At 73.6% G+C, this 14,258-nt stretch carries 13 protein-coding genes; 6 read left to right on the forward strand and 7 right to left on the reverse strand.

Annotated elements, in window-relative coordinates; genetic code table 11:
- Nucleotides 1-4: 4 nt before the first annotated feature.
- From ACZ6ZR_RS00225 to ACZ6ZR_RS00240, 4 genes are all read right to left on the reverse strand, one after another.
- A complete protein-coding gene (locus ACZ6ZR_RS00225) occupies nt 5-976 on the reverse strand; it encodes a hypothetical protein (RefSeq protein WP_465637744.1) in 972 nt (323 codons plus the stop codon).
- Between the two features lie 127 nt (nt 977-1,103).
- The gene (locus tag ACZ6ZR_RS00230) at nt 1,104-2,210 is read right to left on the reverse strand and encodes a helix-turn-helix domain-containing protein (protein ID WP_465637746.1); all 1,107 of its coding nucleotides are present in this window, start codon (nt 2,208-2,210) and stop codon (nt 1,104-1,106) included.
- 324 nt (nt 2,211-2,534) lie between these two features.
- The gene (locus ACZ6ZR_RS00235; RefSeq protein ID WP_465637748.1) at nt 2,535-2,879 is read right to left on the reverse strand and encodes a hypothetical protein; all 345 of its coding nucleotides are present in this window, start codon (nt 2,877-2,879) and stop codon (nt 2,535-2,537) included.
- Between the two features lie 135 nt (nt 2,880-3,014).
- The gene (locus tag ACZ6ZR_RS00240) at nt 3,015-3,809 is read right to left on the reverse strand and encodes a tyrosine-protein phosphatase (protein WP_465637750.1); all 795 of its coding nucleotides are present in this window, start codon (nt 3,807-3,809) and stop codon (nt 3,015-3,017) included.
- A 227-nt stretch (nt 3,810-4,036) separates the two neighbouring features.
- Between ACZ6ZR_RS00240 and ACZ6ZR_RS00245 the strand changes: the two genes are divergently transcribed.
- A complete protein-coding gene (locus ACZ6ZR_RS00245; protein ID WP_465637752.1) occupies nt 4,037-4,603 on the forward strand; it encodes a DJ-1/PfpI family protein in 567 nt (188 codons plus the stop codon).
- Between the two features lie 114 nt (nt 4,604-4,717).
- A complete protein-coding gene (locus tag ACZ6ZR_RS00250) occupies nt 4,718-5,383 on the forward strand; it encodes an SDR family oxidoreductase (RefSeq protein ID WP_465637754.1) in 666 nt (221 codons plus the stop codon).
- 91 nt (nt 5,384-5,474) lie between these two features.
- On the opposite strand, the gene ACZ6ZR_RS00255 is transcribed toward ACZ6ZR_RS00250, so the two are convergent.
- Nucleotides 5,475-6,953 carry an MFS transporter gene (locus tag ACZ6ZR_RS00255; protein ID WP_465637756.1) on the reverse strand — a complete coding sequence of 493 codons (1,479 nt, stop codon included), beginning with the start codon at nt 6,951-6,953 and terminating at the stop codon, nt 5,475-5,477.
- A gap of 346 nt (nt 6,954-7,299) precedes the next feature.
- Here ACZ6ZR_RS00255 and ACZ6ZR_RS00260 point away from each other — a divergent pair, with 346 nt between their 5' ends.
- Nucleotides 7,300-7,740, forward strand: a complete 441-nt coding sequence (locus tag ACZ6ZR_RS00260) for a GNAT family N-acetyltransferase (protein WP_465637758.1) — start codon at nt 7,300-7,302, stop codon at nt 7,738-7,740.
- Nucleotides 7,741-7,747: 7 nt separating this feature from the next.
- Here the strand turns inward: ACZ6ZR_RS00260 and ACZ6ZR_RS00265 are convergent, their stop codons facing one another.
- On the reverse strand, nt 7,748-8,632 hold the full coding sequence (locus ACZ6ZR_RS00265) for an alpha/beta fold hydrolase (protein ID WP_465637760.1): 885 nt from the start codon (nt 8,630-8,632) through the stop codon (nt 7,748-7,750).
- An 83-nt stretch (nt 8,633-8,715) separates the two neighbouring features.
- Here ACZ6ZR_RS00265 and ACZ6ZR_RS00270 point away from each other — a divergent pair, with 83 nt between their 5' ends.
- Both ACZ6ZR_RS00270 and ACZ6ZR_RS00275 read left to right on the forward strand, forming a co-directional pair.
- Nucleotides 8,716-9,273 carry a CGNR zinc finger domain-containing protein gene (locus ACZ6ZR_RS00270; RefSeq protein ID WP_465637762.1) on the forward strand — a complete coding sequence of 186 codons (558 nt, stop codon included), beginning with the start codon at nt 8,716-8,718 and terminating at the stop codon, nt 9,271-9,273.
- 64 nt (nt 9,274-9,337) lie between these two features.
- Nucleotides 9,338-9,997 (forward strand): 4'-phosphopantetheinyl transferase family protein, encoded by a 660-nt coding sequence (locus ACZ6ZR_RS00275; protein ID WP_465637764.1) that lies wholly within the window; start codon nt 9,338-9,340, stop codon nt 9,995-9,997.
- A gap of 39 nt (nt 9,998-10,036) precedes the next feature.
- On the opposite strand, the gene ACZ6ZR_RS00280 is transcribed toward ACZ6ZR_RS00275, so the two are convergent.
- On the reverse strand, nt 10,037-11,704 hold the full coding sequence (locus ACZ6ZR_RS00280) for a carbohydrate binding domain-containing protein (protein ID WP_465637766.1): 1,668 nt from the start codon (nt 11,702-11,704) through the stop codon (nt 10,037-10,039).
- A gap of 254 nt (nt 11,705-11,958) precedes the next feature.
- On the opposite strand from ACZ6ZR_RS00280, the gene ACZ6ZR_RS00285 reads away from it, so the two are divergent.
- Nucleotides 11,959-14,241, forward strand: a complete 2,283-nt coding sequence (locus tag ACZ6ZR_RS00285; RefSeq protein ID WP_465637768.1) for a glycosyl hydrolase family 18 protein — start codon at nt 11,959-11,961, stop codon at nt 14,239-14,241.
- The last annotated feature ends 17 nt before the right edge of the window (nt 14,242-14,258 follow it).

Raw genomic sequence — 14,258 nt, forward strand, 5'->3', positions numbered from 1 at the left:
GCGGCTACCTGCGGTACGGGTTCTCCGCGTGCAGCGCCCGGTGGATGATGTCGCTGACGTCCCGGTCCGAGAAGGCGGTCGGCAGCGGGATGCGCAGGTGCTCGAACAGCCGTCGGGCCTCGTCCACCGTGGGGTCGTCGCCCAGCGGCCCGGCGTCCCGGAGGTCGAGCTTGACCGCCTGCTCCCGGTAGTGGTGGAGCTCGGTGACGTAGTAGTCGTACAGCGGGCGGCCGCGTTCGACGTGGATGCTGACCCGCTGCGGATCGTCCTGGGTGATGATCAGGCAGGAGGCGGAGACGTCGAACCTCAACGACGGTGCCACCACCGAGAGGTGGACGTCGATCTCCAGGGTGTCCAGGCGCTGGCGGTACCAGGCGGCGGCCAGCACCGTGGCGTAGGACTCCTTGCGGGTGCGCTCCACGCTCCAGACCGCCCCGCCGGCCCCGCCCGCACCATCCGCGCGGTTGCCGAAGGTGCCCCGGAACCGGGCGTACGCGGCGCAGGCCGCCTCGTCGCCGGGGTGCACGATGTCGATCTTGACGGTGAGGGCGCGGCGCCGGCGGCGCGCCTCCTGGACGCACTCGGGCAGGGTGACGGCCCGGAGGTAGGTGCCGGTGCCGCCCTTGAACACCCACCGGTCGGTGTCCTGTCTGGCCCGCTCCAGCGCGCGCTCCAGTTCGATGCCGGTCAGCTCGCGCACCGACATCAGGTTCTCCACCGCCTGCCGGGCACCCTCCGTCGCCTGCTGGATGTCCACCACCCGCCGCCGGCGCTCGGCCAGCGAGCCGTACACGACGCCCGCCAGCACCAGCAGGGTGGCACCGGAGACGACGTTCTCCCCGAGGCCGCCGCCGAACAGGTCGAGCAGGCCGATCACCAGGGCCCCCACGAGGGCCACCACGCCGTCCGAGTTCCTGAGCGCCCAGGCGATGGCGCTCTCCAGTCTTCGGCCGGGCCCCGCACCCCCGTGCACCACGCCGACACCTCCTTCGACCGTCAACATGGTAGGGGCGCGGCGAAGTTGACGACCAGAGTGCTGCCGGACGAGTTCGGTCGCGAACCAGCCTTGTCCCGGCTCCCCCGTGGCGCACGGGGCGGGGTGTTCAGAGGTGGTGGTGGCGGGCCAGCCAGCGTTCGGACTGGCGGCGTTCCTCGGCGACCCGGCCGAGGGCGGCCGGGACGCGGGCCAGGGTGCTGGCGGCGGTCTCGGGGTGGCCGGCCCAGACGAGGGCTCCGGCCAGACGGGCCGTCACCAGGCCGCGGTAGTGCTGCTGTTCCGGGGGGAGGCGGGTCAGGCCCTGGCCGAGGGCGTCGGCGGCGATCCGGGCGTGGGTGCGGCGGCCGGTGCGGACGGCGAGGTCGCGGTGGCAGGTGCCGTGGGTGAGCAGCAGCAGGGTGGTGGCCTCGGCGGTGGGGGCGGCCGCGGTGCGGTCGGCGGCCCGCTCCAGGGCGGCCTCGGCGGCGGCGCGCTCCCCGGCCAGGGCGTGGCTGCGGGCCAGGGCCAGCGCGGCCCGGGCCTCGGCGACCGCCCGGCCCGAGCGGGCCGCGTGCGCGGCGGCGGTCCGGGCCGAGCCGAGCGCGGCGGCCGCGTGCCCGGAGGCCCAGTGCACCGCGCTCTGCCGGGCCGACAGCAGCGCCGCGACGGCCAGGTCGTCGGCGGCCAGCGCCCACTCCTGGCCGCAGTCGTACCAGGCCAGCGCCCGCCCGTACTCCAGCCGGTCGAAGCGGGCCCAGCCGGCCAGTTCGGCGTAGCGGGCGGCGAGTGCGCCGAGCCGGGCCCGGTCGGCGGCGGGGGCGGTGCGCTGCTGACGGGCCGCCAGCCGGGTGTGGTGCTCCAGGACGTCGACCAGGGCGTGGCCGCCGACCGCGCGGGCGGCGCTGCGGTAGGTGGCCAGCAACTGCGCCAGGGTCTCCGGGCCGGGACCGGCCGCCAGGCTGCGGCTGTGCTGCGAGAGGCGGCGGCGCTCACGCTCCACCTGGGGCCAGAGCTCGGCCAACTCGCCTTCGGTGTCCAGGAGTTCGTCTATCCGCTCGGCCATCCCGGCGGGGGGCCAGCGGCGGGTGTTCTCGACCCGGCTGATGTGCGAGTCGTCGTAGCCCAGGCGGCGGCCGAGTTCGGCCTGGCTGAGGCCGCGCAGCAGGCGCCAGTGGCGCAGCCGGGCGCCGAAGTCGGACCGGGCCGAGACGGACTGGTGCAGCTCGACGGACACGGGACCTCCAGTGGGGGTGTCCAGGCGGTGTCCAGTGGGGTGGACGGCTGGGGGTGGACGGCTGGGGGTGGACCTGAGGTGCGAGGTGCTCGGGAGGGCGAGGTGCTCGGGATGGTCAAGTGCCGGACAAGGGCGGGTGAACGAGCGGTGTGAGTCTGACAAGGAATTGTCATGGACAGGTATCCCCGGGATGCCGAGAACGTCAAACCGCCACGGCCCCGTACTGACGCTCCGTCAGGAATCCGCCACCGTGCGCTGCGGCGGGCACGCCAAGGGCGCGGGGCCTTCGGGCCTCGCGCCCTTGGATTCGGGTCTCGCGGTGTCTCAGCGCACCAGGACGAGGGAGTTGATCGGGGTGTAGTCGATCGCCGCGTAGTCGCCGGTGGCGCGGTAGACGGGGGAGCAGCCGGTGCCGTTGTAGCCGGTGCACTCCTGGAAGCCCGCGCCGCCGGTCTGGTTGTTGACGACCACGCGGTAGCCGGTGACGTTCTGGAGGTTGTGGGCGCCGTAGCTGTAGAAGATGTTCCGGCTCAGGATGGTGCCGTTGGTCTCCCTGATGCAGACCGCTCCGCTCGGGCAGGGCGTGGCCGCCGAGGCGGTGGGGGCCGCGGCCAGCCCGGTTCCGGCGGCGAGGGACAGGGCGGTCAAGGCCATCGCGAACTTGCGCATGGTGCGATTCCTCTTCTCGTTCGGGTGCGTCCTATTGCGGACACGCCCAGAGTGCCGAGCGGGGCCGCCGCGCACCAGCGGAGGTGGGCAGGATGGCCGGAACGCACCGCCGGTGGCCGACGGGCGTCCTCCGGTTCAGTGGGTGAGGTTGCCGCGCAGGGCGTCGAGGGTCTCGTCCCCGAGGCCGAGGGCGGTGCGGGCGTAGGTCTCGGGGTCGCCCCAGCCGTCGGTGAGGGTCTCCAGGGCGGCGGCGAGGTACTCGGGGCGGACGGTGAGCAGTTCCTCGGTGACCTGAGGGTCGCCGCCGGCCGCGGTGAAGGCCTCGACGACGGGGGCGAAGGCGGCGCGGACGGCCGGGTTGACGGTGAGGTAGTCGGCCTCGACGGTGGCCCGGTCGGCGCCGAGCAGCAGGAGCAGGAGGGCGGCGCCCCAGCCGGTGCGGTCCTTGCCGGCGGTGCAGTGGAAGAGGACCGGGCCGTTGGCCGGAACGGCGAGCTCGGTGAGCAGCGCGCGGTAGGCGGCGCGGCCGGAGTCGCCCGCCACGAACGAGCGGTAGTCGGAGATCAGCGCCCCGGCGGCGCGGCCGTCGCCGAGCAGTCGGTTGGCCGCGAGCGGATCGGCCGTCACGGTGCCGAGCTTGGAGGCGGCGCCGGAGCTGACCAGGTCGGCGAGGACGTCGGCGACCACCAGGCGGCCGCCGGGCGGGAGGCGGTCGGGGCAGGCGGTGCGTTCGCGGTCGGTGCGCAGGTCCACCACGGTGCGCACGCCCAGGGCGTCGAAGAGCGGGTCGGCCCCGGACTCCAGGCGGTCGAGCTGCCCGGAGCGCAGCACCAGGCCGGGCCTGACGGTGCGTCCGCCCGCGAGCGGGATGCCGCCCAGGTCGCGCAGGTTGGGGACGGTGGCGGCCTCGATGGGCAGCGAGTACGGCATGGGCACTCCTCCGGTCGATCTGCTGCCGACGGTACGGGCCGGGCGGGGGCCTCGCGAGGGGGTGTCCGGGCGGGACGGCGGGGGCGCACAAGGGGAGCGCACTGGGGGCGCGCGGGAGCACGGGGTGGGGGTGATCACCGAGGTCCGTTGCGGGCAACGGCCCGGCGCGGAAGGGTTGGGGGCGGACCGTCCACGAGGGTGGGCGGCCGGCTTTCGAGGGGCGTGGAATGACGGCGAAGGTCCTGATCGTCACCGGTGACGCGGCGGAGTCGCTGGAGGTGCTCTACCCGTACCAGCGGCTGCGCGAGGAGGGCTACGAGGTGGTCGTCGCCGCGCCGTCGAAGAAGACCCTCCAGTTCGTGGTGCACGACTTCGTGCCCGGCTTCGACACCTACACCGAGAAGGCCGGCTACACCTGGCCCGCCGACGTGGCGTTCGAGGACGTCGACCCGGCCGAGTACGCGGCGCTGGTGATCCCCGGCGGCCGCGCCCCCGAGTACCTGCGCAACGACCCGCAGGTGCAGCGGATCGTGGCCCACTTCTTCGAGGCCGACAAGCCGGTGGCGCAGATCTGCCACGGCCCGCTGATCACCCTGCCCGGCGGCGCCCTGACGGGCCGTCGCACCGCCGCCTACCCGGCGCTGGAGCTGGACGTGACCGGGGCCGGGGCGGTGTACGAGGACGCCGAGGCCGTGGTCGACGGCCAGCTGGTCTCCGCCCGGGCCTGGCCGGACCACCCGGGCTGGATGCGGGAGTTCGTGCGGATCCTGCGGGACAAGGCGCCGGTGGAGTGAGCTGAGCCCGCGTCAGGCCTCGGGTGCCCCGGTCCTCCTCGTGAGGAGGACCGGGGCACCGGCCGTCCGGCGTGGGGGCGGGCGCCGGCGGCGGTGGCGGGTTAGCGTCGGGGCATGCACGTGGTGATCGCCGGTGGGCACGGGAAGATCGCGCTCCAGCTGGAGCGACTGCTGTCGGCGCGCGGGGACACCGTGACCGGCCTGATCCGGAACGCGGCGCAGTCCGCGGACCTCAAGGCGGCCGGGGCCAGACCGGTGGTCTGCGACCTGGAGGCCGTCTCCCTGGAGGACCTCGCGGGCGGGCTGAGCGGGGCCGACGCGGTGGTGTTCGCGGCCGGGGCCGGGCCGAACAGCGGCAGTGCCCGCAAGGACAGCGTGGACCGGGCGGCCGCCGTGCTCTTCGCCGACGCGGCCGAACTGGCCGGGGTGCCGCGGTACGTGATGATCTCCACGATGGGCATCGAACGGGCCGGGGCGCCGGGCATGGACCAGGAGTTCACCGACTACCTGCGGGCCAAGGGCGCGGCCGAGGACGACCTGAGGGCCCGTCGGATCGGCTGGACGGTGCTGCGCCCGGGCCCGCTGCTGGACGAGCCGGGCAGCGGCTTCGTCCGGCTCGCGGTGCCCGCGCTGCCGCTGGCACCCGTCCCCCGGGAGGACGTGGCCAAGGTGCTGCTGGAACTGCTGGACGCCCATGCGGCGATCGGCCGCACCCTGGAGCTCACCGCCGGGGCCGAACCGGTGGCGGAGGCAGTCCGGGTGGCACTGGCCAGCGCCTGACGGAGTCCGGCGGGGCTTGGTGGGGCCTCGGTGTCTGACGGGTCCTCGGCGTCGAGGGTGAAGGACGGCGCCGACCTCCGCTGACGGCGGGTCAGTCGCCCCGGGCCGCGCCCTCCCGGACCTCGGGGCGGGCGGCCGGGGCGGCCGGCGGCTGGGCCGGGGTGCTGCGGTTGGCCAGGATAGAGAGCAGCAGGGCCACGGCGAAGACCACGGTGCAGGCCAGCGCGGCCTGGAAGTAGGCCGCGTTCGAGGTGGCGGCGGAGCTGTTGAGGTAGAGGCCGGAGATGGCCGAGATGCCCACGGCGGCGGCGATCCGCTGCGACATCTGGAGGATTCCGCCCGCCACGCCGGCCGCCTCGGCAGGGGCGTAGCGGAGCACCTGGGCCTGGTTGGGGGAGACCACCAGGCCGGCCGCGGCGCCGGTGCAGAGCTGGCCGAGGCCGAGCAGCACGGGCAGCCAGGGCCCCGAGGTCCAGAGCGCGGCCAGGCCGCTGAGCAGGACGGCGGCCAGCGCCAGGGTGAGGCCGAGCGGCACCAGGTGCGGCCCGAAGCGCTGGACGGCGCGCCAGGCGAAGGAGGAGACCACGGCCATCGCCACGGCGGAGGGCAGGGTGACGGCGGCGGCCGCGAGGGGCGACAGGCCCAGCCCGTCCTGGAGGAACATCACCAGCACCAGACTGCCCGCCAGCGAGGCGCCGAACTGGGCCATCGCGGTGAGCGTGCCCAGGGTGTACGGCGCGGAGCGCGGCAGCGCGGGGTGGATCAGCGGCTGACGGCCCGTCGCCAGGCGGTGGTGCTGCCACCAGGCCAGCAGCACGGCGAGGGCGAGGGCGGCGGCACCGAGGCCGAGCTTGGCCGGGAGCGCGGCGGAGGTGACGAAGGGGAGCATCACCGCGACGGTGATCGCGGCGGTGAGCAGCAGGCCGAGCGGGTCGAGCGAGCCGAGGCCGCGGGCGGTGGCGGGGGTGTCGGCTGGGGTGTGGGTGCGCGGGGTGGGGCGCGGGAGGTGACGGACCGCCAGGACCAGGGTGGCCAGTCCGGACGGGGCGCTGATCAGGAAGGCCAGCCGCCAGCCCCACTCGGGCCCGGCCAGCGCGATCAGCGCGCCGCCGAGCGGCGGGCCCAGGGCGATGGCCACCGCGCAGGTCACCTGGTACATCCCGAGCGCCTTGGTGCGGGCCGGTCCGGTGAAGACGTCCTGGAGGGTACCGATCATCTGGGAGTTGACCAGACCGGCGCCCGCGCCCTGGAGCAGCCGGAGCGCGACCAGCAGCCAGGGGTCGGTGGCGGCCGCGGCGAACAGGCCGGCCGCGACGAAGAGGGCGATCCCGGCCACGAAGAACTGCTTGCGGCCGCGCAGGTCGCCGAGCCTGCCGCCGGGTATCAGCGCCAGGCCGAAGGCGAGCGAGTACCCGGCCACGATCCACTGGATCTGGGTGGCCGAGGCCTCCAGGGTGCTGCGCAGCGCGGGGACGGCGATGTTGAGGACGGAGTTGTCCAGCATGGTGGTGAAGCCGCCCGCCAGACAGACCGCGAGGATCCGGTTCTGCTTCTTCGCTGTTCTGTGCACTGACGGAGGCTAGCGGGTGCCGGCCGCCCGGGGGAGGGGTGGGTCAGGTCCGTCGGGTACTCACGCACCTTGCCGCTCCCACTCCCCGGGAGGCGGCCCCGGTCTCACTCCTCAGGAGTCGGCGGCGGCCCCGGGTCCGGGTCGGGCAGCGGCGGCCGGGGCCCCGGCTCCGGCGGCCGGCCGGGGAACGGATCCGGCCGCGGCGGCTCGGGGAACGGCGGGTGGGTGTCCGGATTCGGGGGCACGGGCACGGTCATGGCGGCCTCCCTCGCTCTCTGTCCGGGCACCTACCCGGCCCCGCCGGGACGACACCTCGCGGAGCGGTGCGTGGCTAGGCTGTTCGGTCATGAGCGTTCATGTGGGAATCGCCCGCGAGGCGGATGGTGAACTGGTCGCGGCCTTCGCCCGGCTGCTGCCGCAACTCTCCGGCAGTGCACGGCCGTTGGACCGGGAGGCGGTGGTGGCGCTGGTGGGATGTCCGGTGAACACGGTGCTGCTCGCCCGGCTGGACGGGCGGATCGTCGGGGTTCTGACCCTGGTGCTGCTGCCGCTGCCGAGCGGGTTGCGGGGCCGGATCGAGGACGTGGTGGTGGACGCCGGGGCCCGCGGCCACGGGGTCGGCGCGGCGCTCACCGCCGAGGCCGTCCGGCTGGCCGAGGAGGCCGGGGCGCGGACGGTCGACCTGACCTCGCGGCCGTCGCGGGAGGCGGCGAACCGGCTGTACGAGCGGGCGGGGTTCGAGGTCAGGGGCTCGGTGGTCTACCGGCGGACGGCGAGGGTGGTCTGACGGGCGGTCAGGGCTTCCAGGTGTGGTCCAGGAAGTCGGCGAGCAGCGGGGCGATCTCGGGGAGGTGGTCCTCCAGGGCGAAGTGGCCGGTGTCGAAGAGGTGCAGCTCGGCGTCGGGGAGGTCGCGCAGGTAGGCCTCGGCGCCGGTGGCGGGGAAGAACATGTCGTTGCGGCCCCAGAGGACGAGGGCGGGCGGGGTGTGCTCGCGCAGCCACTGCTGCCAGGCCGGGTACCGCTCGACGTTGGAGTGGTAGTCGAAGGCGAGGTCCAGCTGCGGCTGGGTGCGGCCGGGCTGGTCCAGGAAGTGCTGGTCGAGGGTCCAGCCCTCGGGGGCGATCAGCTCCGGGTCGGTGGTGCCGCCCTCGTACTGGCCCCTGGTCATCGGGAGGGTGAGCAGCTCGCGGACGGTCTGCTCGGCGCCCGGCTGCCCGGGGCGCAGGGCGATGAAGTCGCGGGCCATCGGGGAGAGGCCCTCGGTGTAGGCGTTGGCGTTCTGCACCACGAGGCCGGCGATGCGGTGGGGCTGACGGAGCGCCAGGCGGAAGCCGACGGGGGCGCCGAAGTCGAAGGCGTAGAGCACGAAGCGCTCCAGGCCGAGGAGTTCGACGAAGCGCTCGGTGACCTCGGCGAGGTGGTCGAAGGTGTAGGCGAAGGGGCCGCCGGTGGAGGCCGGGGCGGGGGTGTCGCTGTGGCCGAAGCCCGGGTAGTCCGGGGCGATCAGGCGGTAGCGGGTGCCGAGGGCGTCGATCAGGCGGCGGTACTGGTGCGAGGCGGAGGGGAAGCCGTGCAGCAGGAGCATCACCGGGGCGTCCGGGTCGGCGGGGAGGCTCTCGCGGTAGAAGACCCGCAGGCCGTCGACGTCGAGGTGGCGGTGGCGGACTCGGGCGATCATGGCTAATGCCTCCTGGGTTGCTGTTGGCATTAGCCTCTCGCGAACTCTTCTAATGTGTCAAGCGGCTGATTTACCATTAGGGCATGGCTGACCCGCTGATCGGTGAACCGCTCGCCCTGGACCTGCTCAACACCCGCCCCCGGGGCGGTGACCAGCTCGCCGATCCGGGGGCGCTCCGGCGGTGGCTCGAACTCCAGCACGCGCGCGGGCTGTTGGAGGTCCCGGTGGTGACCGGCCCGGCCGAGCTGGCCGCCGTCCGCGAGGTGCGGGAGCTGGCGGTGGTGGCGGTCGGGCGGGCCCGGCGGGGCGAGCCGGTGCCGGGGGCGGTGCTCGACGCGCTGAACGCCAGGCTGCTGGCGGCTCCCCTGGTCGGCGAACTGCGGCACGGACCGGCCGGGCCGGTGTACCGGCTGCGCCGCACCGGCCCGGCCTCGGCCCGATTGGCGGGTGAACTCGCGGAGGCGGTGGCCGAGTTGGTGACCGGCACGGAGGTGCTGGCCGCGGTGCGGGACTGCGCCGCCGAGGACTGCGAGCTGCTGTTCGTGCCCGCGAACCCCCGGCGCCGCTGGTGCTCTCCCGCCACCTGCGGCAACCGCGCCCGGGTGGCCCGGCACTACCGCCGCCAGCGGGACGGGGGCTGAGGGGGACGGAGCGCGGTACGGAGGGGAAGGTAGGCTCGGGCGGATCGAGAGAGGGAGGCGTGTGGTGGAGCCGCTGGTGGTGGTCGCGGGCAGCGCGGAGGTGCTGGCGCGGGCCGGTGCGGGGGAGGGGCTGCTGACCGAGGTCGAGCGGGCCCGGGCCGCGCGGTTCCGGCACGAGTCGACCCGGCAGGACTTCGTCGCGGCCCACGTGCTGGTGCGCGAGTGCGCCGCGCGGCTGCTCGGCACCGAGGCCGCCGCCCTGACGCTGCTCCAGTGGTGCCCGGACTGCGAGCAGGAGGGCCACGGCCGGCCGTACCTGGCGGACCGTCCCGAGGTGCACGTGAGCCTCTCGCACGGGAAGGGCGTGGTGGCCGCGGCGGCCGGGTTCGGCCCGGTCGGGGTGGACGTGGAGCAGCCCTCCCGCGGGGTGGTCGCCGAGGTGGCCGAACGGGTGCTGACCCCGGCCGAGTTGGCGCTGGTGAAGGAGCAGGCCGAGCCCGAGCGCGCGTTCCTGCGGCTCTGGGTGCGCAAGGAGGCGCTGATCAAGGTCGGCCGCGCCACCCTGGACACCCTGGCCGCCGTGGACCTCTCCGCCCTCCCGCTGGCGGGCTCGCCGCTGCGCGGCCGCTGGGACGGGCTGCACCTGCTGGACTGGGAGGACGGCGCGCGCGGCGCGGTGGTCGGCGCGGTGGCGGCCGAGGAGCCGCGCCTGCTGGAGCTCTGACGCTCCGGCAGACGCGGCCGTGTCCCGGGCCGGGCGGGGTCAGCCGGTGAAACCCGCCGTGATCCTGGTGTACTGCCAGTCGGTCTGCGAGGTGCCGGAGCAGGTCTCCTGCACGCCGCCGCCGGGGCACGGCCGGTCCCGGTTGACGGACCAGAAGGCCAGGCGGGCGATGTGCTTGGTGTTGGACCAGTCGCGGATCTTGGTCCAGGTGTCGGTGCTGGTGAGCTCCTGCTGGTCGCTCAGGCCGTTCATGCCGCTGATGCCGAGGTGGGCGTAGGCGGTGGCGTCGTCCCAGCCGAACACCGACCTGAGCTTGGTCTTCAGGCCCTCGGCCGCGCTGACGGTCGAGCCGTACATGTCGGCGCCGCCGCCGAAGTCGAACGGCATGATGGTGAAGACGTCGATGTCGGCGCCCAGCGCCTTGGACTGCTCGATCAGGCGGTTGCCCCAGCTGGTCGGGCCGCTGGTGGCGGTGCCGAAGGTGAGGATGGTCCGCAGGCCCGGGTTGTTGGCCTTGACGATCTTCAGGGCGGTGATGATCCGGTCCTGGACGGTGGCGTTCTCGAACTCGTCGGTGTTCTCGATGTCCACGTCGATCGCCTTGAGGCCGTAGGCGGTGATCACCTTCTGGTAGGCCGCGGCCAGCGCCTCGGGGGTGGCGCAGTTGGGGCCGAGCTTGTTGCCGCTCCAGCCGCCGATGGACGGGACGACGTCGCCGCCGGCCGCCCGGATCTGGTTGATGACGGTCTGGTCCACGCCGCCGAGCAGCGGCCGCTGGCTGTCCCAGGTCGGGTTGCAGCCGTTCTGGGCCAGGATGAAGGCCATGGTGAACCACTTGATGCCGGTCGCGTTCATCACCGTGGCCGGGGACGGCGGGTTGCCCCAGCCGTTGTAGAGGTACGGCGCGGCCTGCTTGAAGCCACCGGGCGGCGGGGTGGTGCCGGGGTCGGTGGTGACGCTGACCGCGTTGGAGGCGGCGGAGGTGTTCCCGGCCGCGTCGCGGGCCTTCACGGTGAAGGTGTAGGCGGTGTTGGCGCTCAGGTTGGAGACGGTGGCGCTGGTGCCGGGGACGGTGGTGGCCAGCGTGGAGCCCTGGTAGACGTCGTAGGCGGTGACGCCGACGTTGTCGGTGGCCGCGCCCCAGGTGAGCGAGACCGTGGAGGAGGTCTTGCCGGTGGAGAGCGGGGTGCCCGGGGCGGTCGGCGCCTGGGTGTCGGTGCTGCCGCCGGGGCCGTCCAGGCTGATGTCGTCGGCGTAGTAAGTCCCCTGCCCGTACCAGCCGTTGAGGTAGATCTCGGCGCTGGTCTGGCTCGCCCCGGTGGTGAAGGAGACCGAGAGCTTGGTGTAGGCGGAGGCCGACGGGGTCCAGGTGGAGGTGGAGCCCGTGACGCCGAGGTAGACGTAGCTGCCGCGGACCCAGCCGCTCAGCGTGTAGGCGGTGTTGGGCTGCACCGCGACGGTCTGGGTGCACTTCGCGGTGTCGCTCGAACTCGCCGCTGCGGCAAGGGCCTTGGAGCCGCCGTGGACGGGGGTGGATACGACGGAGCCGAGGCCGCCGGTGCAGGACCAGCCGGAGAGCGTCCCGGTCTCGAAGCCGGGGTTGGTCAGCAGGTTGGCCGCCTGGGCGGTGGTCGGTGCGGTGAGTGCCGCCGCGGCCGCCAGGAAGCCGGCGCCTGCCGCGGAGAGCAGGCGGGTACGGGTGCGCAAGACGAGTACCTCCAGTGGGGGATGGTTGGTACCGAACGGACGGACCGTCAGGGCAGTGGCGCCGGAGCGTGGTTGGGGACACGCTCCCGAAGGCTTGACGGCGTCGCGCAAATGGTATGGACCTGTTGACGGTATGGTCCAGTCCTCTTACATTCATCCTCACATCGCCGCGTGCGATTCGGCCGTCACCCGACCGGACGGCAAGCACGGTTCTGCCAACCCCTGTACGGATCCCCCACACCCACAGGAGAACCATGCCCACCCATCTCAGGAGCAGGCTGCTCGCCCTGCTCAGCACCCTGCTGCTCCTCCCGGTCGCCCTCCTCGCCACGCTCGCGGCCCCACCCGCGCACGCGGCCGGACGGCTCACCGCCGCCTTCACCACGGCCGACAACGGCTCCTGGTGGAAGGGCACCTTCATCGTCCGGAACGCCACCACGGCCGCCGTCACCGGCTGGAGCCTGGAGTTCGACCTCCCGGTCGGCGTCACGCTCAGCAGCAGCTACAACGGCGAGGCCACCGTTACGGGCCGTCATGTGGTGGCGAAGAACGCCTACTACAACGCCACCGTCCAGCCGAACGCCACCACCGAGCCCTACAGCTTCTGGTTCGTGGCCGGCGGCCCGATCGGGACCCCGACCGGCTGCACCGTCAACGGGGACAAGTGCGACGGCTCCCCCGACGTGCCGCCGGGCGCCCCCGGCAAGCCGGTGGTCACCGCGCTCACCACCCGCTCGGCCGCGCTGAGCTGGCCCGCCGCCGCTCCCGGCGACTACCCCGTCGCCTCCTACGAGATCCTCAACGGGACAACGGTGGTGGGCACTTCGACCGGAACCTCGGGCACCGCGACCGGGCTCACCCCGGCCACCGCGTACGGCCTCACCGTCCGGGCCAAGGACACCCGGGGCAACACGGGGCCGGTGAGCCCGGTGGTGCAGTTCACCACCACCGACCCGGCCAGTGACCCGGTGCCGCCCACCGCTCCGACCAACCTCCGGGCCACCACGGTGACTTCGGGTTCGGTCACGCTGGCCTGGAACGCCTCCACCGACAACGTCGGGGTGGTCTCCTACGACGTGTTCCGGGACGGGGCGCTCGCCCAGAGCGTCACCGGCACGACGGCGACGGTGAGTTCGCTCGCCCCGGCCACCTCCTACACCTTCACCGTCCGGGCCCGGGACGCGGTGGACAACCTCTCGCCGCTGTCAGCCCCGCTCACCGCCACCACCGGTGACCTGGCCGGGCCCGGCAAGTACACCCGGGTCGGCTACTTCACCCAGTGGGGCATCTACGGCCGCCAGTACTTCGTCAAGAACCTGGACACCTCCGGCTCGGCCGCCAAGCTCGACGTCATCAACTACGCCTTCGAGAACATCGACCCGGTCAACCTGACCTGCCTGGCCGGTGTCACCAAGGGCACCACCGCCAACCCGCAGGACCCGGACCAGGGCACCGGCGCCGGCGACGCGGACGCCGACTACGGCCGGGCGTTCAGCGCCGCCCAGTCGGTGGACGGGGTGGCCGACGACGGCTGGGGCAAGCTGCGCGGCAACCTCAACCAGCTGAAGAAGCTCAAGGCCAAGCACCCGAACCTCAAGGTCGTGGTCTCGCTGGGCGGTTGGACCTACTCCAAGTACTTCTCCGACGTGGCGGCCACCGACGCCTCCCGGCAGAAGTTCGTCAAGTCCTGCCTGGACGTCTGGATCAAGGGCGACCTGCCCGCCTACAACGGGGCCGGCGGCCCCGGCGTGGCGGCCGGGATCTTCGACGGCATCGACCTGGACTGGGAGTGGCCCGGCTCGCCGGACGGCCACGCCGGGAACCACTGGAGCGTCAACGACAAGGCGAACAACACCGCGCTGCTGGCCGAGTTCCGCAGGCAGCTGGACGCGCTGGGCGGCTCGCACAAGCTGCTCACCGCCTTCACCCCCGCCGACCCGGCCAAGATCAACCAGGGCTGGGACCTGTCGCAGATCTTCAAGTACCTGGACATCGCCAACGTCCAGGGCTACGACTTCCACGGCGCGGGCAGCGACAACTCCTGGGAGCCCAACCGGGCCGGCCACCAGGCCAACCTCTACCCGGACGCCCAGGACCCGTACCCGGTGAAGTTCTCCGCCGACGCCGCCGTGCAGGCCTACCTGGACGCCGGGGTCAACCCGCGCAAGCTCACCATCGGCCTGCCGTTCTACGGCCGGGGCTGGCAGGGCGTCGCCGACGGCGGGGCGAAGGGCGAGTGGCAGGCCGCGAACGGCGCGGCGCCGGGGCAGTTCGCCGAGGAGGCCGGGACCAGGGGTTACAACAATCTGATCACCACCTTCCCGGCCATGACGGTCGTCCACGACGAGCAGTCCGTCTCCACCTTCGGCTACACCGGGGCCGGCGGACAGTGGTGGACCTTCGACGACGCCTGGTCGATCGGCAAGAAGGCCGCCTACATCAAGAGCAGGAACCTGCTCGGCGCGATGATCTGGGAGATGACGGGTGACACCCCGTCGGGCACCCTGATCAACGCGCTCGACAGCGGCCTGAAGTAGCAGGCGGGCCGGCCCGG

This window comes from Kitasatospora sp. NPDC088742 (assembly GCF_055584905.1).